Annotated in this window: 22 protein-coding genes, 1 tRNA gene and 3 pseudogenes; 10 read left to right on the top strand and 16 right to left on the bottom strand. The window is 63.7% G+C overall.

The window, feature by feature from the left end; translation table 11 throughout:
• Nucleotides 1-41: 41 nt before the first annotated feature.
• Entirely contained in the window at nucleotides 42-587 is a 546-nt protein-coding gene (locus HZ994_12690) for a hypothetical protein (protein ID QTN33132.1), read from the bottom strand.
• 37 nt (nucleotides 588-624) lie between these two features.
• Nucleotides 625-698, bottom strand: a tRNA-Gly gene (locus tag HZ994_12685).
• Between the two features lie 265 nt (nucleotides 699-963).
• Here HZ994_12685 and HZ994_12680 point away from each other — a divergent pair.
• The 5 genes from HZ994_12680 to HZ994_12660 are packed head-to-tail and all read left to right on the top strand — an operon-like array spanning nucleotide 964 to nucleotide 4,867.
• Nucleotides 964-1,800, top strand: coding sequence for a DUF4339 domain-containing protein (locus tag HZ994_12680; GenBank protein ID QTN33131.1), 837 nt, complete (start codon nucleotides 964-966; stop codon nucleotides 1,798-1,800).
• Nucleotides 1,801-2,601, top strand: coding sequence for an alpha/beta fold hydrolase (locus HZ994_12675; protein ID QTN33130.1), 801 nt, complete (start codon nucleotides 1,801-1,803; stop codon nucleotides 2,599-2,601).
• 52 nt (nucleotides 2,602-2,653) lie between these two features.
• Nucleotides 2,654-3,796, top strand: a complete 1,143-nt coding sequence (locus tag HZ994_12670) for a hypothetical protein (GenBank protein ID QTN33129.1) — start codon at nucleotides 2,654-2,656, stop codon at nucleotides 3,794-3,796.
• A gap of 9 nt (nucleotides 3,797-3,805) precedes the next feature.
• The gene (locus HZ994_12665) at nucleotides 3,806-4,441 is read left to right on the top strand and encodes a MotA/TolQ/ExbB proton channel family protein (GenBank protein QTN33128.1); all 636 of its coding nucleotides are present in this window, start codon (nucleotides 3,806-3,808) and stop codon (nucleotides 4,439-4,441) included.
• A gap of 3 nt (nucleotides 4,442-4,444) precedes the next feature.
• A complete protein-coding gene (locus HZ994_12660; protein QTN33127.1) occupies nucleotides 4,445-4,867 on the top strand; it encodes a biopolymer transporter ExbD in 423 nt (140 codons plus the stop codon).
• 12 nt (nucleotides 4,868-4,879) lie between these two features.
• Here the strand turns inward: HZ994_12660 and HZ994_12655 are convergent, their stop codons facing one another.
• Complete coding sequence (locus HZ994_12655) at nucleotides 4,880-6,874, bottom strand: ankyrin repeat domain-containing protein (protein ID QTN33126.1); 1,995 nt, start codon at nucleotides 6,872-6,874, stop codon at nucleotides 4,880-4,882.
• A gap of 419 nt (nucleotides 6,875-7,293) precedes the next feature.
• Here HZ994_12655 and HZ994_12650 point away from each other — a divergent pair, with 419 nt between their 5' ends.
• Nucleotides 7,294-8,244, top strand: coding sequence for an ROK family protein (locus HZ994_12650; GenBank protein QTN33125.1), 951 nt, complete (start codon nucleotides 7,294-7,296; stop codon nucleotides 8,242-8,244).
• Here the strand turns inward: HZ994_12650 and HZ994_12645 are convergent.
• A complete protein-coding gene (locus tag HZ994_12645; protein ID QTN33124.1) occupies nucleotides 8,224-8,682 on the bottom strand; it encodes a transcription elongation factor GreAB in 459 nt (152 codons plus the stop codon). The two genes, HZ994_12650 and HZ994_12645, sit on opposite strands and share 21 nt — an antisense overlap.
• A 154-nt stretch (nucleotides 8,683-8,836) precedes the next feature.
• Here HZ994_12645 and ilvC point away from each other — a divergent pair.
• A pseudogene (gene ilvC, locus HZ994_12640) lies at nucleotides 8,837-9,882 on the top strand (ketol-acid reductoisomerase).
• A gap of 54 nt (nucleotides 9,883-9,936) precedes the next feature.
• On the opposite strand, the gene HZ994_12635 reads toward ilvC, so the two are convergent.
• The 4 genes from HZ994_12635 to HZ994_12620 all read right to left on the bottom strand — a co-directional run bounded on the left by HZ994_12635 (nucleotide 9,937) and on the right by HZ994_12620 (nucleotide 13,372).
• Nucleotides 9,937-10,938, bottom strand: a complete 1,002-nt coding sequence (locus tag HZ994_12635) for a TIGR01777 family protein (GenBank protein ID QTN33123.1) — start codon at nucleotides 10,936-10,938, stop codon at nucleotides 9,937-9,939.
• A 10-nt stretch (nucleotides 10,939-10,948) separates the two neighbouring features.
• Nucleotides 10,949-11,473: a transcriptional regulator gene (locus tag HZ994_12630; GenBank protein ID QTN33122.1), complete on the bottom strand. Its 525-nt coding sequence runs from the start codon at nucleotides 11,471-11,473 to the stop codon at nucleotides 10,949-10,951.
• Nucleotides 11,474-11,578: 105 nt separating this feature from the next.
• The gene (locus HZ994_12625; GenBank protein QTN33121.1) at nucleotides 11,579-13,093 is read right to left on the bottom strand and encodes a hypothetical protein; all 1,515 of its coding nucleotides are present in this window, start codon (nucleotides 13,091-13,093) and stop codon (nucleotides 11,579-11,581) included.
• Nucleotides 13,094-13,120: 27 nt separating this feature from the next.
• Complete coding sequence (locus tag HZ994_12620) at nucleotides 13,121-13,372, bottom strand: hypothetical protein (GenBank protein ID QTN33120.1); 252 nt, start codon at nucleotides 13,370-13,372, stop codon at nucleotides 13,121-13,123.
• Between the two features lie 88 nt (nucleotides 13,373-13,460).
• Here HZ994_12620 and HZ994_12615 point away from each other — a divergent pair, with 88 nt between their 5' ends.
• Entirely contained in the window at nucleotides 13,461-13,793 is a 333-nt protein-coding gene (locus HZ994_12615) for a hypothetical protein (GenBank protein QTN33119.1), read from the top strand.
• Here HZ994_12615 and HZ994_12610 read toward each other — a convergent pair.
• From HZ994_12610 to HZ994_12595, 4 genes are read right to left on the bottom strand one after another with little or no spacing between them, the layout of a single operon-like run.
• Nucleotides 13,778-14,695, bottom strand: a complete 918-nt coding sequence (locus tag HZ994_12610) for a hypothetical protein (protein QTN33118.1) — start codon at nucleotides 14,693-14,695, stop codon at nucleotides 13,778-13,780. The two genes, HZ994_12615 and HZ994_12610, sit on opposite strands and share 16 nt — an antisense overlap.
• Before the next feature lies 1 nt (nucleotide 14,696).
• On the bottom strand, nucleotides 14,697-15,134 hold the full coding sequence (locus tag HZ994_12605) for a hypothetical protein (protein ID QTN33117.1): 438 nt from the start codon (nucleotides 15,132-15,134) through the stop codon (nucleotides 14,697-14,699).
• Nucleotides 15,131-15,529, bottom strand: a complete 399-nt coding sequence (locus tag HZ994_12600; protein ID QTN33116.1) for a hypothetical protein — start codon at nucleotides 15,527-15,529, stop codon at nucleotides 15,131-15,133. Before HZ994_12600 ends, HZ994_12605 begins: the two co-directional genes overlap by 4 nt.
• A gap of 12 nt (nucleotides 15,530-15,541) precedes the next feature.
• On the bottom strand, nucleotides 15,542-15,997 hold the full coding sequence (locus HZ994_12595; protein QTN33115.1) for a DUF393 domain-containing protein: 456 nt from the start codon (nucleotides 15,995-15,997) through the stop codon (nucleotides 15,542-15,544).
• A gap of 205 nt (nucleotides 15,998-16,202) precedes the next feature.
• Between HZ994_12595 and HZ994_12590 the strand changes: the two genes are divergently transcribed.
• On the top strand, nucleotides 16,203-16,568 hold the full coding sequence (locus tag HZ994_12590) for a hypothetical protein (protein QTN33114.1): 366 nt from the start codon (nucleotides 16,203-16,205) through the stop codon (nucleotides 16,566-16,568).
• 17 nt (nucleotides 16,569-16,585) lie between these two features.
• Here HZ994_12590 and HZ994_12585 read toward each other — a convergent pair whose 3' ends face one another.
• Both HZ994_12585 and HZ994_12580 read right to left on the bottom strand, forming a co-directional pair.
• Nucleotides 16,586-18,082 carry a serine/threonine protein kinase gene (locus tag HZ994_12585; GenBank protein ID QTN33113.1) on the bottom strand — a complete coding sequence of 499 codons (1,497 nt, stop codon included), beginning with the start codon at nucleotides 18,080-18,082 and terminating at the stop codon, nucleotides 16,586-16,588.
• A 75-nt stretch (nucleotides 18,083-18,157) separates the two neighbouring features.
• Nucleotides 18,158-19,324: a CPBP family intramembrane metalloprotease gene (locus HZ994_12580; GenBank protein QTN33112.1), complete on the bottom strand. Its 1,167-nt coding sequence runs from the start codon at nucleotides 19,322-19,324 to the stop codon at nucleotides 18,158-18,160.
• A gap of 229 nt (nucleotides 19,325-19,553) precedes the next feature.
• On the opposite strand from HZ994_12580, the gene HZ994_12575 reads away from it, so the two are divergent.
• Nucleotides 19,554-20,021: a nucleoside deaminase gene (locus tag HZ994_12575; protein QTN33111.1), complete on the top strand. Its 468-nt coding sequence runs from the start codon at nucleotides 19,554-19,556 to the stop codon at nucleotides 20,019-20,021.
• Between the two features lie 29 nt (nucleotides 20,022-20,050).
• Here HZ994_12575 and HZ994_12570 read toward each other — a convergent pair.
• Nucleotides 20,051-20,815 (bottom strand): annotated as a pseudogene (locus HZ994_12570) (UDP-2,3-diacylglucosamine diphosphatase).
• A 135-nt stretch (nucleotides 20,816-20,950) separates the two neighbouring features.
• A pseudogene (locus tag HZ994_12565) lies at nucleotides 20,951-21,346 on the bottom strand (glycosyltransferase).
• Nucleotides 21,347-21,356 lie beyond the last annotated feature (10 nt).

The raw sequence follows: 21,356 nt of genomic DNA, 5'->3' as shown, positions 1-21,356 counted from the left end.
GTGTGTCTGTGGGTGAACGTTCAGAAGGGTGAATGGTGGCTTCAGGTGTTGGAAGTGGTGGTGGTGGGAGGGCTTGGCTCGGTGATCACTGGGGCATCAATCGCCGGAGGATTGTCCAGCTGCGGGCCTGGGCGAAGAATGGAGTTGCCGCCATCCGTGCCGGGCTGCGGGCCGACCGGCTCAGTGCCATCACCCGGGAAGTCAAGCGGATTGGAACCTGTGGTTGTGAGGCCGCCGCGAACCGAGGCGGCTGCGGCCTGGATGTTAGCGGAAGCATCGGGAGCGGCTGCGGTCGCACACTGGACGATCAGGTCAAGGCGATCCGGTGCTGCCCCGGCAGCGGATTTCACGATCTCACCAACCGTGATTTTCGATGCCTTCGATGATACGATGGCCTGTTTCACGATTTCGCATGCGCAATCCGGATTCACTTCGGTTTCGGAAGCGACGATTTTGAGAACGTTGTCCTTGTCCGCGGCAATGGCGTCTTTCACAGCCTGGACTGAATCCGTGCAATCGTTCTGGGCTTGTGCGGAAATCATGCCGACAGCGGCCACCATCAGAATGGATGAGAGTATTTTTTTCATGGTATGATCGGTTTCTAGATTGGTTTTCTGGGAGTCATGGAGCGGGCAGCGGGAATCGAACCCGCATGTCTAACTTGGAAGGATAGCGCTTTACCACTAAGCTATGCCCGCCTTGAGGTGACCATTTATCGTCCAGCGGGAGTGGGCTCGGCAAGCTTTTTTTTGATTTTTTGCCCGCCTAGCAGCTTGGGCATATCTTTTCTTTGAAATCCCTTTCTGCCGTGCATTCCACCTCCTGCATGATTCGAAAGCCCTTGGGTTGCCTGTCCGGACACATGCGGCCAATCCATACCCTTGGCTTGGGGCGAATCCAGGTGCGCCGCCCCGGGCTTGCCACAGGTTGACATGACAAGCCTCATTTGCTAACGACGCACGCATGGATAATGCTGATGCGGCGAAGGAATGGTTCGTCACCCATGAAGGCAGGCAGTTCGGCCCTGTATCGATCGACGACCTGAAGTTCGAGGTGGAGCGCGGCGAGCTGAACCCCCGGCTCGACATGGTCTGGAAAAACGGCATGGAGGACTGGATCCCCGCAGGCGAGTTGGATGGGCTTTTCGAGAAGAACGACGCCGCGAAGGCCGCCGAGGAAGCGAAGGTGTCTTCCGGGAATTTCACCGGATACGTCTCGGGGGACACGCCCGAAGACATGGAGAGGGCCATGGGCAAGAGGCCGGGTGCCGGGCGGGGGGCGTTTTTCTTTTTCTGCTATGTCTTCCCTGTGCTGTGGGGGCTGGGCATCGGATTTGGAATGCCTTTGCTGGAGGGCAAGGTTTCCGCGGAGATCATGGGTTTGCTGCCATTGGGGCTGATCCTGGTGCCGTTTGTCCTGTCCATTTCTGTGACCCTGAAGCGCTTTCAGAACCTCGGCATGACACGCTGGTGGTTCCTCGGCCTGTTCGTGCCGTTTCTCGGCATCTGGGTCTATTACCGGACTTTTGCCTGCCCTCCGGGATACGCGATCGGTAAAAAAATGGATCCGCTCGGTTGGGTTCTAGCCATCCTTTATTGGCTCGTCATACTGGTCGCCACGGCCTCGGTGGCCGCGGTGATTTACTTTTCCGCCATCGATCCGGACAAGCTCAGGGGGCTGCTGCCCGAGGAGGATTTACGGAAATTTTCCGAGGTCATCGAGAAAGCGAAGCAAGCCCAGGGACAGCCCGATGCACCTGAAACCGAGGCCGGGGCACCGGCCAATCCCAACCCTTACTAAGTGATCCAGACATCGAAACAGGCCGACGAACGCCTTGATGCCAAGGCCAAGGCAAGGGACGAAAGCCTTGCGCCCGTGGAATGTTGGTGCCTTCACGGAGCGGTCGGCGCGGCCTCGGATTGGCGGGGCATGGCCAAGGCGCTCTCCGCCTCCGGCATTTCCACCCGCGCCGTCGATCTCTGGCGCTTCCTTGAGTGCGAGAGTGTGCCGATGCCGGAATTCGGCAGGCGCCTGAACGCCGAGGCGGATGGCGAAATCGCTAGGGCTGCTCACCGCATCCTCATCGGCTACTCGATGGGCGGCCGCCTCGCCCTAAACGCACTGATCGAGGGCGGCCCATGGGATGCGGCCGTCATCATATCCGCAAACCCCGGACTGCGCGATCCCTCCGAGGCCGTCGCCCGCCGTTCCTCTGACACCCTCCGGGCCACCCAGGCGCTGACGCTTCCGTGGCAGGATTTCCTCAGGGAATGGAATGCCCAGCCCATGCTCGGCGGAGCGATGAGGGACAGTCGCGAGGACGCGAAGCTCATCCAGCGCCGTCGCGAGATCGCCCGCAGCTTCGTCGATTGGTCGTTGGGCAACCAGCAGCCCCTCTGGGACAGGTTGCCGGCAATCAAGACCCCCACCCTATGGGTCGCCGGGGAGAACGACGTGAAATTCCGCGCCATCGCCGAAGAGGCCTCAGCGCTTTCGGGAAATTTCCAGCTCGCCATCGCCCCGGACTCCGGGCACCGCGTGCCATGGGAAAACGAAGCCTGGCTCGCGGCCCAGATCGCAGGGCGCAAGCTCCCCATGTGAGGGGAGCCAAGCGAAACATTGCGCCCACGGCGAATTGGGGCAATATCTCCCCGTGGCCAGCGCGTTTGCACGACCGAACGGGGACGAAGCCCGCCTCTGGGCGGTGGCTCTCTGCGTCTCCGTCCTGCTCAACGGCCTGCTCCTCACATGGATCAGCATCGAGGCGGTCCGCGCCGAGATCGAGCGCAGGAAAACGGTTGCCGCCGCGCCGCCCCCGGAGCAGACGATCAGCATTTTCCCCGAAATGATCAGGCGCGAGGCGGTGCCGGAGCTGCCGCCGGAGGAAACGGTCGAAGCGGCGCCGGAAGTTGTCCGCACCGCCCCGCAGCAGGAAAGCGCGGAGCCGCCAGCCAGCCGCCGCTACATCGGTGAGCGCAACACCCGTGCCACCAGCGACCGCACGCCGGATGCCACCGCGCCCGACATGCCGTCCCAGGCCGGGCGTGAGCCGAGGGAAGATGAGATCGAGACCACGCAAAGCACCTACCAGGACGGCAGGCTCGACACCGCCGCCCGCCCCATCGCCCCACCGGATGCCCCGCCCACACCATTGAGTCCGGACACCCAGCCGCCTGCGGAAACGCCCAAGGGCGAAACGTCCCCCACCCCCGGCGAGGAGGAAAAGTCCGAGACCGCGATCCGGGAAAAACTCCTGGACGGCCCCAACCCCATCGAAACACCGGTTCCCGAAAGCCTGGTAAGCGAGGACGTGAAGCCCCGCGAGGAAATGAAAGTGCGCGACGGCGCTGCAGGGGGGCTGGACGAATCCGAGGCGAAGGAAAAGCCCAGGCCCAAGCCGAAACCCATCGACGATCCCGCCTTCCGTGGGAACCAGAGCAAGACCGCCATCCGCGGCAACCTGACCCGCAACGGCGAAAGCGCGCTCGATGTGTCAGACTCCCCCATGGGCCGCTACCAGTCGGCCATTGGCAGGGCGGTGGAAAAGGAGTGGCAGAAAAACTGCGTGAGGCACCGCGATTTCATCACCCCCGGCTACCTCACCGTCCGCTTCTTCGTGTCCAGCGACGGCCGCGTGAAAAGCGTGCAGTTTGTCGGCGACAACCAGACCGGCGAGGTGCAGAAAGGTTTCACCCTGAACTCGATCCGCAACGCCCCCATCCCGGAGATGCCCCCTGCGGTCAAAAAGGAAATGGGCGGCGATGCCCTTGAACTCATTTTCAATTTCTACTTCTAACGGAACCAAATGCACCACCTCGCCATCAGCGCCACCTCCGCCACCTTGGAATTCCTCGGAAAGGGCGGCATCTTCATCTACCCGCTCATCCTCTGCTCCATCGCCGGCCTCACCGCCATCGGCTTCAAGGCCCTCTCCCTCGCCCGCTCCCGCACGGTCCCCCACGGCCTTGCGGGCGGAATGGAAGCCATCCTCACGGGCGAATCGGAGGCGGTCGTTGCCGAGATCCGGCACGGCGGCAGCAGCCTCGCCCGCCTCGGCTCGGTCGCCCTGAAGCATCAGGGCAGACCCGCCGGGGAAATCAGCCGCGCCGTGGAGGCCTCCGCCCGCGAGGAAGTCGTGAGGATGCACGCCGGCATCGGCGTGCTTGATGTCGTGATCACCGTCGCCCCTCTGCTCGGGCTGTTAGGCACCGCCTCCGGCCTGGTCACCATTTTCCAGGGTCTCGGCGAAACCACCGACCACCTCGCCATCGCCCGCGGCATCGCGGAGGCGCTCAACACCACCATCTTCGGCCTCGCCATCGCGGTGCCATGCGTCATCGCCCACAGCTATTTCACCCGCCGCATCGAGCGCCTCACCGCCCGCATGGAATCCGTCCTGACCGGCTTCGTCTCCGCCTGTTCCGGCAACAACGCCCCCTGACCGATGGAATTCCACCGCGTCCAGCGCACCCGGGCCCAGGTGCCAATTGTCCCGATGATCGACATCCTCTTCATCCTGCTGGTGTTTTTCATCGTCTCGACGACGTTCAAGAAACCCCGCGAGGTGCTCGAGATCGAGCTGCCGACGGTGAAGGAAATCCCCTCGGGGAAAATCACCGACACCCGCTCTGTCATCGCGGTGGACGCAGAGGGGAACATCACCCTCGACACCCTGGCAGTGCCGGAGGGTTTGCTGGGTGCCTATCTCACCGCCTACCAGAAGCAGAATCCCGGCCGCAAGCTGGAGCTGGAGGCGGACCGCCGCCTGCCGCTGGAAAGGCTCCTCGAAATCTGGGATGCCCTCGGCAAGGCGGGCATCAGCATCAGGAAGTTGCCGGCACGGATCAAGGTCGGCGGGGCGAAGTGATGGCTGCGGGTGCTAGGGCTTGATGGTGACGGTGTCGCCGACTTCGGTCATGGCGAAGAGTTTCCTGGCGGAGTCCATGGGCAGGCGGATGCAGCCGTGGGAGGCGGGGTAGCCGGGGACGTGGCCGTAGTGGAAGCCGAAATCGCTGCAGCTGAGGCGCTGGAAGTAGGGCATGGAGGAGCCGTAGATGGAGGAGTTGTGGTGGCGGTGCTTGTCGGTGATGACGAACTCGCCCTGGCGGGTGCGGTATCCGCTTTTTCCGGAGGAGACTTTCGTGGAGAAGATTTCCTCGCCCTTTGCATCATAGACGCGGGCGCGCTGCTCGGAGAGGGATAGGACGATGTGGCGCTCGGTCTTGTCCGGGTCCTGGCCGAGGATGAGGCGCATCATGGGGACATCGCTGCGGCGGGAGGCGAAGTTGAGCGGCCAGGTGGAGTGGGGGCGGGTGTAGGTGTTGGTCTTCGCGCCGGCGGCGAGGAGGTGACGGGCGGTGGCGAGATTGCCGGTGTTTGCGGCGAGCATGATGGGAGTGACGTTGCGGGTGCGGGTGAGATACCAGCGCATGTCCTTGGATTTCACGCGATCCAGGAAAGCCTGGCTGACGGGGGTGACGATGGGCTCGTTGGGATCGGCACCGGCGGCGAGGAGCTCGCGGACGGTGTTGGGATTTCCCGTGACGATGGCGAAGTGGAGGGGCTTCTGGCCCTCGCGGAGGCGGAGCTTGGCGTTTGCGCCGTGGCGCAGGAGCAGGGCGGCGATGCCGTCGTTGCCGGAGCGCATCGCGAGGGATAGGGCGGTGTCGAGGCTGGGGAAAAGTGTGACGTCCGCGGATGCGCCGGCGGACAGGAGGAAGGAGGCGGTGAGGCGGTCGCCCCGGGCGCAGGCATAGGCAAGGGATTTCCCGGGGCTGTGGCCGTAATCGAGGAGCAGCTTGAGCCAGGGGATCTCCCCGGCAAGGGCGGCGGTCTCGGTGAGCAGGAGGCCGTTCTCGCGGTGGCGGGTGGCGCGGGCACCCTTGTGGAAAAGCATTTTTGCGAGGTCGCGGTTGTCGCGGCGGTAGGCGAGCCATACGGCCGGCTCCCACTCGGGGCCGTCGAGCGTCTCGCCGGGGCGGAGGACGGCCCGGAGGGTGGGCGGGTGGCCGCTGGCGATGGCCGCCTCCAGCGGGGTGACGCCGCCGGGCGAGGTCGGCAGGCGGACGGGATCCGCACCGATGCGCATGAGGAGGGGGATGAGGCCGGTGTTTTGCTCCGCAATGGCCTGCTCCAGCAGGGTGAGGCCGCCTGGCGACGGGAGATTTGGATCGGCTCCGGCGGCGGCGAGGTCGGGGAGGATTTCAGTCCAGCCGTTTTTCACTGCAAAGGCGAGGACGCCGCGCCCCTGCGGATCTGTGGCTCCGGGGTCTGCCCCCATTTCGATGAGGGTGTGGACGAGATCGCGGTGGCCGGCCTGGATGGCGATATGGAGCAAGGGGTTTCCGGCGTGGTCGGTGAGGTGCGGATCCGCACCATGCTTGAACATGGAGCGGACGAAGGCGAGGCGGCCGTTGCGGATGCACCAGGGGAGGATTTTCTCTCCGCCGGGCATGAGGGCGTTCGGGTTCGCGCCCATGGCGATGAGCTTCTCGACGATGGGTGTCTCGTCGCGGGCGATGGCGGCGGCGAGGACGGAAATGCCATCGGCGGTCTTCGAGTTCGGGTTCGCCCCGGAATCGAGGAGCATGATGGCGACGCTGGGCCTGTCCTGCTCGACGGTGATGCGCAGCGGGTGGCGGCCGGCGGCATCGCGCTGCTCGGTGTGAACCCCCACGTCCAGGAGCCAGCGGACATGCTGGTCCTGGCCTGCGGTAACAGCATCGACAAGGGCGCGCCCGCTGGGCTGCACCCCGGCGCGGGACAGCTCGCGGAGGGCATGCTTTTCCGGGGTGTCGCAAGAGGGGAGGACGGCGAGGATGGCGCAGATAAGCAAGCGCCGCCCTTGCAGGAACATGGGGGAAATCCGGGACACGGGTTGCTAACTTAGGGAAATGCGCGTGGAAATCAAGCTTCCGCATTTTTTCCGGAGGCCAAGGCTTGCCACCCTGGGAACCTGTCGGATCTGAAGTGCCGAGATCACCGGATTCTTTGCGGCGAAATCCGATGCGGTGCGAGGATCCTTCCCCGCAAGCGTTCCGGGCCGGCTTTGGGATCGGATCCGGGAGACCCTGCCGCTTCTTCGGCCGCTTTCTGGTGGTGGGCGGGAGTCGCAGCGTCGTTCTCCGCGGGCGTCTCCACGGTGGACGCCGCAATGGGCCTCGCATTTCCCCCCTGTCCATGAAGCATGTCGAAGTCAGTGCCGGGTCCGCGAGGATCGTGGCGCAGGAACCCTGCCACGCCCATCGTTTTGGGTGGATCTTTCCAAACCCGCAGCCTAGGGAATGCGCGACCATGAGCGACACACCCCTTGCGATCGGCATCGACTTCGGCGGCACCAGCGTGAAAACGGGGGTGGTGCGCGGCAATGAGATCATCGACCAGGCGCCGCCCATCGCGACGCAGGACTTCGACGCTGCCGGAGAGCTGATGGACACGATGGTGAGGGTTGTCGCAGATCTGCGCAGCCGCCATCCGGGCATCCGCGCGGTGGGGATCGGGATGCCGGGTTTTGTCGATTTCGAAAAAGGGATCGTTGCCGGCCTCACGAACGTCCGGGGCTGGGAGAATGTCCCCCTCAAGGCGGAGCTTGGGGCGAAGCTCGGCCTGCCCGTCGTGGCGGACAACGATGCGAACTGCATGGCCTACGCCGAGTGGAAACTCGGCGCGGGCAAAGGCCTGCACCACCTCGTCTGCGTGGCGCTCGGCACCGGAGTGGGCGGCGGCATCATCGCCAATGGCCAGATGGTCCGCGGCGCCAGGTTCGGTGCCGGGGAGATCGGCCAGACATCCATCGACTTCGCGGGACGCAAGGGCCACTACGGGAATCTCGGTGCCTTGGAGGACTACATAGGCAACCGGGAAATCGCCCGCGATGCCCAGGCAGCGTACCAGTCGGCGGGGATTTCAAGGGACATCGAGGACTGCTCGCCCGCCGCCCTCGCGGAGGCCGCCAAACACGGCGATGCGGTGGCGCTGGCTTGCTGGGATGGCATCGCCCGCATGCTCGCGACGGCGATGATGAATGCCTGCTGGCTGCTCAACCCGGAGGCCATCGTGATTGGCGGCGGCGTCGCCCGTGCCGGGGAAATCCTCTTCCGCCCGTTCCGCGGGCACCTGCTCCGCCAGCTCTCCGGGCCCTTCAAGGACGGACTGGCGATCCTGCCCGCCGCCTTCGGCCACGAGGCCGGCACGGTCGGGGCCGCCGCGCTTGCGCTCGGGGAATCAGGTTACGCGGTGGACTGAAAAAGGAGGCGCATCGAGGCGCTCCCCCGCCCTCTTCCCGAGCAGGTTCCGGTAAAGCGGGCTTTCCGGGCTGAGCAAGGTGATCTCCCTGCCCTCGGATTCGATTTCCAAACCACCGCAAGCCGGGGCGAGCAGGAACAATAGCTTGGCTCCGTCCCTTTCCACCTCCACCAGCGCACCGGCGGCGATCTCCTCGTTTCCGGAAAAATCCCTCAGCCGGAGGTTCTCGAAGACTCGGAGGGTTTCCCCAAGTTCCCTGACTTGCCGCGCCTGGCCGGTGGCAAGGTAGGACTCCTCCAGGTTGCGGGTGTCATATTTGCTCTCCGCCTTCGAGCCGGGATCGGTCGCCGCCGCATGGGCGTCCATCGCCGCCTTCGCCAGCCGCGCCAGCCGGGTGCGCAGCTCGGCGCGTATCAGTTCCACAAGTTCCGCTTTCATGCCGTGGCCGCGAATGTAGCCGCCGCCCCTTCGCTGGCAACACTTTGGGGCAAGAGGAGGCTTGACGGCCTGCCGGGCGATAGCCAGCTTGTGCGCCCGGTTGCAGCCTCGGTGGCATGTTTCCGGCAAACACGAATTCACTAATCGACCAGTTATGGCTGCCAAGATCTACACGAACAAGGACGCGAACCTCACTTCGCTGAAGAAAAAGACACTCGCCGTGATCGGCTTCGGCTCACAAGGCCACGCCCACGCGCTCAACCTCAAGGACAGCGGCCTGAAAGTCGTCATCGGCCTTTACAAGAAATCCAAATCCCGCGAGGTCGCCCAGAAACTCGGCTTCGAGGTCATGGACACCGCAGATGCCGTCAGGGCCGCCGACGTGATCTTCGTCGCCACCCCTGACACCGTGATCCCTTCCGTTTACAACAAGGACATCGCGCCCAACCTCACCAAGGGCAAGACCCTCCTTTTCTCCCACGGCTTCGCCGTTCACTTCAAGACCATCGACCTTCCCAAGGACATCGACGTCATCCTCGTCGCCCCCAAGGGATAAAGTACACGGTGCGCTCGCAGTTCGTCGACGGCAAAGGCGTTCCCGGCCTGATCGCCGTGCACCAGGACGTTTCCGGAAAAGCCAAGGCCACCGCGCTCGCATGGGCGCGTGGCGTCGGATGCACCCGTGCCGGTGTGTTCGAGACCAACTTCCGCGAGGAAACCGTCACCGACCTTTTCGGTGAGCAGGTCGTCCTCTGCGGCGGTGCCTCCGCACTCGTCAAGGCGGGCTTCGAGGTTCTCGTCGAGGCAGGATTCCAGCCGGAAATGGCATACTTCGAGTGCCTCCACGAGCTCAAGCTCATCGTCGACCTCATGAACGAGGCCGGCATCGCGGGCATGCGTTTCTCGATCTCCGAGACCGCCGAGTGGGGCGATGTCTCCGTCGGCCCGAAGATCATCGATGCCTCGGTGAAGAAGCGCATGGTCAAGCAGCTCAAGGAAATCGAGAGCGGCAAGTTCGCCAAGGAGTGGATCGCCGAGTACGAGGGCGGCTACAAGAAATTCAACGCCCTCCGCAAGGAAGGCGAGCAGCACCAGATCGAGAAGGTCGGCGCGAAGCTCCGCTCCACGATGAGCTGGATCAAGCAGACCAAGCTCAAGAAAGGCGCGAGCCAGGCGAGCTACGTTTCCTCCTCGAAATAGGCTGAGCGAGTTTCATCAAGCGCCCGTCCACCGCATGGTGGCCGGGCGTTTTTTTCAGCGGGTGGTGGCTGGCAGCCACGCCCTCGCGCCCGCACTGCGGCGTTCGCTCTCGCGGAAGAATCCGGCTAGGCCGCGGCGGCGCTCTAGGTCGTCGATGGCGTCCGCCGCCACGGGATAGCGCCAGCGGAATCCGGCCTCGCGCAGGCGCAAAGGCTCCGCCCAGCGGCTTTTGAGCACCAGCTCGGTTTCCGTTCCCAAGACCGTCGCGCCGATGGCCAGCATGGATTTGGAGGCGGGCAGGCCGATGGGTATTCCGACGGTTTCGCGGAAGCATTTCATGAGTTCGCGGTTGGTGGGGAAATCCGGAGCGGTGGCGTTGATGATGCCGTCGAGGAAAGGGTCGCGCATGATGAATTCCACGGCGCGGAGGAAATCGTCCATGTGGATCCAGCTAACCCGTTGGCTGCCGCTTCCCATTGCGCCGCCGAGGGCGCGGTTGGTGAGGCCGGTGAGGACATCATAGACGGTATCCGGCTCGTTCGCCAGGACCATGCCGGTGCGCAGCGCGACCTTCCGGGTCTCCGCAGGCACTTTCGCGCCGAAGAACGCATCCTCCCAGGCGGCGGCCACATCACAGGAAAAGCCCTCGCCGCGCACACCTTCCCACTCGTCCTGCGGCTTGTCCTCCGCATGGCGGTACCAGGTGGCGGTGCTGGAATTGATCCACAGCCTGGGTGGTACGCGACACAGCGCGACCGCCTTGCCGACAAGCTCCGTCGTCGCCACCCTGCTGCGCAGGATCTCTTCCCTGTTGGCCGCGTTGTAGCGGCAGTTCACGCTGCGCCCCGCCAGGTTGATCACGAGCTCCGCGCCCTCCAGGGCCAGCGCCCATGGCCCCATGGTTTCTCCGTCCCACTCAAGGAACATCCCGTCGCCGCTCCATCCTTTCCTGCTGCGGGCGATGGCAACGACCTCCCGGCCGTTGCGTGCGAAGTGGCGGCACAGGTAGCGGCCGAGGAAGCCGTTCGCGCCGATGATGACTGTTGTCGGGTTCATGGGAAAAATTTCATCCGAGGATCTTGCTCGCAAGCTGCAGCGCCAGCCCGTGCCTCATGCCGGAAATGCGGTCCGACATCTTCGATGCGAAGCCGACGAACTCCTCCAGCTGCTTCATCTGGTTGTGGAAAGCCTTCGCCTCCTCGCCCTTGAGGCCTTTGGTCTCCTCCGCACACTTGTTGAGGATGGCCAGCGCGGGCTCGATCTCCCGGCGTTTCCGCTCGCGGGCGATGATGGTGAAAATCTGCCAGACGTCCTTCTCCGCCTCGTAGAAATCCCGGCGCTCGCCCCGGATCACAATCATCCGGATCAAGCCCCAGTTGACCAGTTCCTTGAGGTTCGAGTGGGCGTTGCCCCGGCTCACCTCCAGCGCCTCCATCACCTCGTCGGTGCACATCGGGCGCGGCGAGGTCATCAGCAGCGCGTGGATCTGCGCCATGGTCCGGCTGATCCCCCACTGGGTGCCCAAGGCACCCCATTGGGCGATGAACTCATCCCTCGCCTGTCCCAGCTTGTCCGTCGTGGCAACTTTCATAGTTTCAGTAAATACTGAAAATTCAGTATGGCAAGCGGAAATTTCGCCAGCTTGCCCTGGTCCGGCCTGGTCCGGCCTGGTCAGCCGCAGTTAGCCCATAGGCTGTCAGATGCCCGTGATGATCTGTGCGTCCGGGAGGGCTTTTTGCAGCTCCGCGATGGCGGCGGGGGTAACGGCGGTCTGCCAGAGGTAGAGGCTCCTGAGGTTCTTGAGCGCGGCGAGCTTTTTCACCCCTTCGTCGGTGACCTTGGTGCCATAGAGGTTAACGGACTCCAGGTTCTGGAGCTTGACCAGGGTGTCGATGGAGGCGTCGGTGATTCCGGTTTCGGCGAGGCGTATCAATTTGAGATCCGGAGACCCGGCCAACAGCGCCACGGAGGCGTCGGTGACCGAGGAGGCGGAAAGATCCACGGAGACCATCTTCGGCAGGACGGGGGCGAGTTTTTCAAATAGCTCGTCGGTGAGGTTTTTCCGCAGGGAAACGCCGGTGAAGGTGAGGTTCGCGGAGGACTGGGACTCGAAGGTCAGCCCGCCGGGGAATTCCTCGCTGAGCTTGGCCACCATGGCGACGAGATCTGCGGAGGCGGTGTCCGCCTTGGCGGCGGTGGGAGCGTCCCCGGATGTGGCGGCGGAGGGGACGATCTTGGCGATGGCGGCGCGGATCTCATCGGTGAGGTTCAGCTCAGCAACGGTTTTCACCGGATCGGCGCCTTCGTTGATCCACCATTTCAGGACGGCCAGCTCGTTGTCGTCGAGGCCTTCCTTCCCATCCGGGGGCATGTGCTCCTCATCGTCCTCCGGCAGCTCGATGCGATAGACGATGTTGCTGTCGTCGGCGTTGCCCGGCTCCAGGCCGTCGCCTTCCTTGCCGCCGGCCAGCAGGAGCTCGTAGGTGTCCATGCGGAACTTGCCCTTGGACTTCCCTTCCTTGTGGCACTGCACGCAGCGCTTCTCAAGGATGGGGTGGACGATGTCGGCGTAGGCGATCTGCTCTTCGAGCGGCTTGGCCTCCTGCTTTGGCTTCTTCGGCTCCAGGCCTATGGCTTCGCGGATCGGGTCGGGGGCGTATTTCGTCAGGTAGTCCTCGCCGTGGGTGATGGAGCCGCCGTTGTGGCTGGCGTAGGTCATCACGCCAACGCTGGAAAGGACGAGGACGCGGTAGAACGCCTGCGAGGAGCCGGGGCCGGCGCTCCATGCCTTGGCGATGAAGGAGAGCACGGCGAGGCAAGCGAAGCCGAGTCCGCCCCAGAGGTGGTCTTCCACCAGCTCGCTGCCCTCGAAGCCGCCGCCCTGGTAGAGCAGGAATCCGGCAAGCATCGCCAGCACCGCGCTGGCCGCGCCAAGGAAGGCAGGCAGGATGCTGCGCTGGGTTTTCCCGGTGAACATCGCCACGAATTCCTGGCAGAGGATCAGCACGAAAATGCCGATGGGAAGGTGCAGGATAACAGGGTGGAAGCGCCCCAGGAAACGCACCATATCGGGCATTTTCCCGCCATCCGGCTCACCGGCAAGGAACGGCAGGGCGACCAGGCCGCCTATGGTCAGGAGGCCGGCGAGTGTCAGGAAATAGGGGCGCGATGTTTTCGCCGGGCGTTCGTCGAGGTCGATTTCGTTGCTCATTTCGTAGGGATGTGGGGTAAGGGTTGCTTAGACATCGATGGTGACGTCCTTGGGATTCTCGCTCTTCGGCTTGGCGCCGGGTTTCGCCGATTTCCCGAAAAATGGCAACCATTTCCGGATGTCGTAGCCGAGGGAGGAGGTGCATTTCAGGAAAAAGGCCAAGGCGATGGCCTCGTCGATGAACGGCAGCGGGTCCATCGCGGGCCATGGCAGCGGCCCGATCGTGATCAGGTACAGTCCCGATACGATGGCTCCGATCCATGCGAGTTTGCGTTTCATTGGCACGGGCATATACGTCGGGGGCGGAACTCACCTTTCCGGGTTTCTCTTGATTCCAGCCGCCACGCAGCAGAGGATCGTCCCGACCATGGATCCGCTATTGCTCAAAACCCTTCACCTCGCCGGTGCCTTCGCCCTCTTCGCTTCGCTCGGTGCCACCATGCTGGGTGGCTGCCAGAAAAAGGCGGCCTCGGCGTTGCACGGCATCTCGCTGGCATTCATCCTCGTGATCGGCTTCGCGATGCTCAAAAAACCGCCCATGGATCAGCACTGGTGGATGGCAAAGCTGGGCCTGTGGCTGTTCATCGGGGCGGCTCCCGTCCTGTCGAAGAAAAATATCCTGCACCCGCTCATCGTGTTATCGCTTTGCTTTGCCGCCGCCATCGCCGCCGCCTACCTCGGGATCTACAAGCCGTTCTGAGGGCTTCCCGCCAGCAGGTCGAACACCCCGAGGCAACGGGCGATGACTTCCGTTTGGAACTCGGGCGGGAACAGCAGGCCGAGTGGCAGCGCAACGAGGAGCAGCGCCGGGATTTTGCCGCAAGGGCGCCCCAGCTTCCTCTCGCCCAAGGCCAGCAGTCCGTGGAGGGCGAAGTAGAGGGTCGGCAGGCCGTAGCCGCTCTGCACCGGCAGCGTGATCGCCATCTCGTGCAACAGCCCGGATGCGAGGAAAATGGCCATCAGCCCGGCATCCGGGCCGGCGATTTTTTCGACCGGCCTGCCGATGAGGCGCTGCATCATCTGCGAGTAGCCCACATTCCATCGGCGGCTCCAGAAGTCGCCGAGCCCCTGTGCTTCGAGGACATTTGGGAACAGCGTCCGCACCGAAAACCCCGCCGCCCGCAAGCCGCCTTTCAGCACCCGAAGCGCCCCGAAGTGGAAGCCCACGCTGAGCGGGACGAACATGACCAGAATGTGCCGCCATCCCGTCGCCCACACCAGCCATGCAGCCAGCGTTCCGGCCAGCATCAGCGCCAAGCCCGCCCACACATCCGGCTTCCATGATAGGCCGCCGCGCCGGTTTTGGAAGCTGCCCGGATCCATCCCGAACCAAAGCAGCGCGAACACAAGGTAGCGCCCCGGCGCGAGTTTTCCCGCCCACTCGGCATAGACCAGACCCTTCATCCCGCCGAGCAGGACGCAGCAGATGCCTGTCATGCGCAGGATGGGATCGCTGCCTCTCAGCGCGAGATGTGCGCCGGCCAAGGCCGCAACCAGGACCATCCATCCGAGCAGCCGCCTCAGCCAGACCTTCCGCAGTTCCGCAAGAACCGGACCGGCAAGGACGCCGAGGAGGACGAGGAATGGGAGCGCCCAGATCATGTCAGGGGAGTCCTCCGAGCCATCCCGCATTCCAGCACACCAAGCCCGCGTAGAGTGTGACGAGCCCGATGAAAAGCAGGGTCAGCAGGCTTTTGGCGATGCGGTTCGCGGGCGTGGCCGGGATTTCATCGAAATCGAACCCGAAGAACTGCAGCCACACCCGCACCGACCACCACAGCAGCATGAAGCAGCACAGAGCCACCGCCGCGCCGGAGCCGCCCATCAGGAACTCGCCGAAGCCCAGCGCAAGCACCGCGAAGAACACATGGCTGCCCCAGACATAGAGCGAATACGTCCACCACAGCTCCCGCATCAGCGGGGTAAGCCCCGCGAGCTTTTCGCGCCAACAGAGCACTTTCGGGATCCAGAAACTGCCTATGCACAGGATGACCAGCGACCACCCGGCGATCATGAGCCCGATTTCCAAAAGAGTTTTCATGATGCGAATGCGGCTAGTGTGAAGATGGCGGACAGCGCCAGGAAAACGAGCAGGAAAAACACATCCCAGCCCCTGTCCTTGCGGCGCAGGCTTTTGTCGTAATAGGTCACCTGCACGATCACCCGGCTGCCCCAGAAGAGGCCGAAAAACCCGGAGAGCGCACGACCCATCCCATCTCCTAACAGAAGATGCGGCCAGCCGAGGCAGAGCAGTGCCAGGGCGGAGATGATTGCGACGATGTAGGCGCAATGGACGTGGAAAATCTGCCGCACGATGGTGTCTGCCCCGGTGAGGTTCCCGGCGTAGTCCCAGCGTTTCGCGGCTACGAAATTCGCCACCACCAGCCCGCACAGGGCGAGTCCCGCCACGCGAAGTGCCATTTCAATCGTGTTCATGTCGTTTGTTCCTTACTTTGTTGCACAGAAATTCCCAACGCACCCGACAGGCTCCATCCTGTGGAGTTGCGCGCGCACTGCCTTGTCCTTGCGGCGGAAGAAAACCTTGCTGAGCGAGTGGCGGTTTGCCGCCAGCACACGGCAGGCGCGGACGGCGACCGGCAACAAGCCCGGCCCACCCAGCTTGCGGGCGGCTTGTTGGTATTTCGCGCAGCTGTAGAGGCACCAGACCCAAGCTTCGGCTCCACGGAAAATTTCCCCACCATCGGTGCGCACCACCATTTCCCGCGCCGGATCAAGCGCCCCAAGCCCAGGGAAAACCTGCTCCGCATCGGCAGCCTGATACGGGATGAAGGCGATCCCGAGCGCCCTCGCCTGGCGGTTGATCCATTCATGGAAGCTGCAGCACATCCCGCAGCGCCCGTCGTAAAACACCTCGATCCCTTTCGTCTTTTCGCTGAGTTCCATGGCGATTCCCTTTCTTATTTTCAGAATTATCTGAAAATACAGTAATGACAAGAAGAAATTTCAGGGTACGAAGATGTGGTTTGGCTCGTTGTCGGAGACTGTTGGCCAATCGGTATTCATTTCATCTGAGATACCCAGGAGATTTCCACCTCCGGGCGTTCACCCATGAATGCAAGCTTTCCGTCTTTCGGCATGCCTGATGGTAATGACGCTGATCTCGGTCACGGGCTTCCTCTGGAGTTCCCAGTTTTCCGGCATCCATACGAATTATCCGAGGCTCAGTTTGCCAGCCGCCTCGAATACCGGGCACAGACATGCGACGACGGTGGTGAGCCTTTCAAGCGATGGCACGTGGATCCATGGAGATGCCGGGGTCATGAGCGTGCGTGATCTGGGGAACCTTCTGACAAAAGAAAGCGCAATGATCAACGACCTCGGACGGACGGCCAACATCAGCGTCAGGATCCCGGCAGACGCGCCGGCGAGGCATTTCCTGGCGATCTACAGAATTGCGGTTGAGTCCGGGTATGATCGCATGGGCTTTGGGGTAGTGCGTCCCCGGGTGCCATAATACAGGGCAAGCGAGGCTCACCTCTGCATGGCGGAGCGGAAGTATCCGGGGTCGGACTGGACTCGGCGGACTTCCTCCTCGAGGGCGTTGACGGCGGCTTGGTTGCCGTCTTTCGAGAGTTGCTCGATCTGGTTCTGGAGCTCAAGGACATAGATGCCGGCCAGGGACTTGAGGTCGGCATCCAGTTTTCCCTCGAGGGAAGCCCTGTTGCCGGGGTCTGATTCCAGGTCGCGCCTGTGTGTCTCGAGAAGGGGCTCGACGCGGAGGCGGATGGAGGACTTTGCGCTGTTGAGTGCGGCGGCGGGATCGGCGGGGGAATCTTTCACCGCATCCGCATCCGCAGCCGCAGCCGGCTCGCCGGGGAGAACGGGGGCTTCCGGGGCCGGCGGGGCAGCAGGTGCCGGCGGGGTCTTGTCCTTGCTGAGGACGGCGAAGGCCACGATGATCGCGACAACAAGGATCACACCCAGCATGATGGAGCCGAAGTAGCTTTCCTGCGCCGAGACCTTGGTGGCGGGTCGGGTGCTGAGCGGGCGCTGTGCACCGAGGGCGGGGCGTGCTGCGAGGGCTTTGGGATTGCCGGAGGAGGAAAGCGCCGACGGGGGTCTGGCGGGCACGAGGGCGGGGCGGCGCAGGGCGGGGGCGGCCGGCGCTTTCCCGGTGGAGGGAGGGGCGTTCGAGGTGAGGAGCGCCCGGGACGGGGAGGTTGAGATCTTACCGAGGTCTTCCGCAAGCTCGGCTGCGGAGGCGTAGCGGTATTTGGGATCCGGGTGGAGGGCGCGGAAGATGATGGCGTCGAGGCGCTGGTTGCAGCCGCAGATCTGGGATGTTGGGCGCGGGTCGGCATCAGGGAGCTTTCCGGTCAGCAGCTCATGGAGCATGACGCCGACCGAGTAGATGTCCGCGCGCTGGTCGATGGCGTAGGGCGGGGTGAGAACCTCCGGGGCTGTGTAACCGGGGGTGCCGAAGATCTGCTCCCCCTCCTCGATCTCCCGCTCCAGGGCGCGGGCTAGCCCGAAATCGCCGATCTTCGGGTTGGCATTGGCGTCGAGGAGGATGTTGGAGGGCTTGATATCCCGGTGGAGCACGCCGTTCTCATGGGCGTTGGCAAGCCCCTCGCAGACGCCGATGACGATGGCGAGGGCTTCCGCCTGGTCCACCGCGAAGCCATGGGCGGAGTGGAACAGCGATTTCCCCGCGACATACTCCATGACGATGTAGAGCATGCCGCCAGCCTCGCCGAAGTCATAGACGCCGATGAGGTTGGGGTGGTTGAGCTTGGCCATGGCCTTGGCCTCGGCCTCGAAGCCTGCACGGAAGGCGGAGTCCGTGGAGAACTCGCGGGGCAGGATCTTGATGGCGACAGTGCGGTCCAGCGAGCGCTGGGTGGCCTGATAGACCGCTCCCATGCCGCCGCAGGCAATGAGGGTGTGGATGTCATAGGCGGGGAAAAGCCGGGCGACCTCGCCGATCTCGGGAGCCTGGAAGGCCGGTTGGTGGGTGGGCTCGCTCATCGGGAAAAGGCTGTCGGCGGGGGTGCCCCCCCATACGCTGCGGGTCGGCCCGTTATTGCCGGGAACCGGGTTTTTCTAGAACGGCGCATGGTAGATCGTCCACTCCGGGAGGGTGATTGAGGTGTTGTAGAGCATGTGCAGGGCGACGACATCGATCAGGGAGCGGGTTGACTGGTAGGTAAGTGCGCAAACAAAGCCGAAAATCGCGACGCTTGCCAGCCCATACCAATCGTAGAAATGAAGCGAGGCGAAAATGGCCGAGGAGATGATGGCGCCACCGAGGACGCCGATTCGGTTCGCAAGGGAGCGGTGGAGTATGCCGCGATAAAGGATTTCCTCGGCGATGGGTGCGAAGAGGCAGGCGGAGACGATGAGGAAGATGAGGCCGGAAATCCCGGCATCCGCGTAGGAAAGCCCGCCGGTGGGATCGGCGGGGGTGAACCTGCCGAGGGCCCAGCGCAGGGGTTGGTCGGTGAGGACGAGGAGGGAGAACAGGCCGAGCAGCAGCGGCGGGTGGATGTGCCCGTCCAGGCCGATGGCGCGGGGGATGTGGGAGGCTTTGCGGAAAAGCAGGGCGAGGGCGATGAGGGTGGGAAGGATGCGGGCGGCGGTGTCCAGCAGGATGGCCAGCACCGGGTGGATGCCGGAAAACTGCATGATGCCGAGCTCGACGACCATGCTGAAGCCGATCCATGCGAGTGTGGCCAAAAGGAAAATGGTGATGCCCAGCGATGGCTGCCATGCCGCCGCATAGCCGCGGGGTTTTTCCCGGAAGGCTCCGCGCAGGCAGCGGATGGCGGAGGGGATGAAGATCAGGCCGATGGCTCCGAGCCCCCAGATGATGGAGCCGACGGCAAGCGCCCGCGAGCGCAGGGCTTCCGTGCGGGCGCCCTGGGGAAATGTGAAATCCGAGGAGGCGAGCTTGAGATTCCACCAAGTGCGGGAAAACCTGTCCGCTCCGGGGATGATGGCAACAATCACATCATCACGCTCCAGATGCAGCGTCGCCAGTGCACGGGCCGCCTCTTCGCTCAGAACCTGCTCCTCCGAGAGCATTTCCAGCGACTTGATGCCGTCATGCACGACTTCCTCCAGCACATGCGCGTGTGCAAGCCAGCGCAGCAGCGGCGGGTCTTCCGCCATCGCCTCGGCAAGCTGCATGTCGCGGTCGATGCGGATGAGCACGATTTCCTCGGTGCCCGGAGCATAGCCCGCCGTTTCCCCGAAGTAGTGATCCCACATCCAGATCCCGAGGACGAAGCAGAGCAGGGCGATGAGGGGCTCGGGGATATCCCGGCGCAGGATGGCGCGGTAGGGGTTGGGGATGTGGGAATGTGCGGCGATGCCGGAGAATCGTGTTATCCCCGGAGAAAGGCAAGCCTGCCGTGATTGTCATCTTTTCCTGAATTTCAGGAAAACCAACCCGATTCCATCTATCCACCCCCGGCCTGGCATGGTATCAGGGGCGGCGATGAAAGAGGAATTCATGGGAAAGGCCATCGAGCTGGCGCGTGGCGGGATGCTGCGCGGGGAGGGCGGGCCCTTCGGGGCGGTGGTGGTGAGGGACGGGGAAATCATCGGCGAAGGCTGGAACAGGGTGCTGGCCACCAATGACCCGACGGCTCACGGCGAGGTCGTGGCGATCCGCGATGCATGCGCGAAACAGGCGGATTTTTCCCTGGCCGGCTGCGAGATCTACACGACAGGCCAGCCCTGCCCGATGTGCCTGGGCGCGATCCATTGGGCCAGGATAGGCGCGATCTACTATGGGTTTAGTATCGACGACGCTGCCGGGATCGGCTTCGACGACCGCGAGTTCTTCCGGCAGTTCTCGCTGCCATCCGCCGCCCGCTCGGTTCCGGAAACACAGCTGTGCCGCAGCGATGCGCTGCTGCTTGCCGGGGAGTACGCGGGGATGGCGGCCAAGGCGGGGTATTGAGGGGATCCCGCGGGATCGCGGCGCGCCATGAAATCCGCGAAGCCGACGAGCTCCATGCGCCCGTCGTGGTGCTCGATGATGGCGGTGAGGCTCTCCACCCAGTCCCCGGAATTGAGGTAGTGGATCTCCCCGACCTGCTTGTCCTCGGGGGTGTGGATATGGCCGCAGATGATGCCGTCGCATTTTTTGTGGAGGGCGAGCTCCTGGAGCAACTGCTCGTACTTGTCGATGAAACTGACTGCGGATTTCACCTTCGCCTTCACGCGCTTGCTGACGGAAAAGTATTCCTTTCCCTGCCAGGCGCGCCAGCGGTTGTACCATCGGTTGACATGCAGCAGGGTGTCGTAGCCGACCGCACCGAGCGAGGCCAGCCACCTGTGGTTCGTGGACACGCTGTCGAAGCCGTCGCCGTGGACGACGAGGTATCTTTTCGCGTTCGCGGCCTTGTGGATGTGCTCCTTGGCGAAACGGATCTTGCCGAAGGCGAGCGGAAGGAAGCGCTCAAGTATGTCATCGTGGTTGCCGCGAAGGTAGATGACCTCGGTCTTGTCCTTCTCCGACATTTTCAGGATTTTCCGGATGACGCGGCTGTGGCGGGGCAGCCATTTCGAGCCGCGCCTGAGCGCCCAGCCGTCGATGATGTCGCCGTTGAGGACGAGCTTGTCGCAGCGGATCTGCTTGAGGAAATCGACGACCTCCGCCGCCTTGCTGTCGGCCGTGCCGAGGTGGATGTCGGAGAGGAAAACGGTGCGGAGGCGGACTTTCCCGCGCCTGCCGTTTTCCGGGAGTTTCACATAGGGCTTGCGGGCCGGATCCGCTGCTCCGGAGATCTCTTCCAGCCTTTTTTCGAAATCCGCGACGACATGCGGCCAGCCCTGCGTCTCTGCGAGCTCGCGGGCGGCGGTGCGCAGGCCGTGGCCGTGGCGGATGGCGAGCGCCGCCTTGGCGTGTGCGATGAAGTTCTCCGCATCGCCCTTCTCGGCCTTCAGCCCGTTTTCCCCGTGTTTCACGAAGCGCGCGGCGGCGGCGTAATCGTAGGAAACCGTGACCAGCCCGCTGGCCATCCCTTCGAGAACGACGTTCCCGAAGGTTTCCGTCTCGCTCGGGAAAAGCAATATGTCCGCCGAGGCATAGTGCCTTGCGAGTTCCTCGCCGAGCTTCATGCCGGCGAAATGCACCCAGGGATGCCTTGCGGCGAGCCTCTCGCGGATCGGCCCGTCGCCGACGACGACGCATTGCAGGTCCGGGACGGCATCCCGCATTTCCGAAAACGCCGCCATCGCGAGATCCAGGTTTTTCTCCGCCGCAACCCGCCCGACGACCATCGCCACCGGC

The organism is Akkermansiaceae bacterium (assembly GCA_017798145.1).
In the GTDB taxonomy this organism is placed as follows: Bacteria; Verrucomicrobiota; Verrucomicrobiia; order Verrucomicrobiales; family Akkermansiaceae; genus Luteolibacter.
The sequence above is the reverse complement of the archived record's forward strand: the minus strand, read 5'-3'. Positions and strand labels throughout refer to the sequence as shown.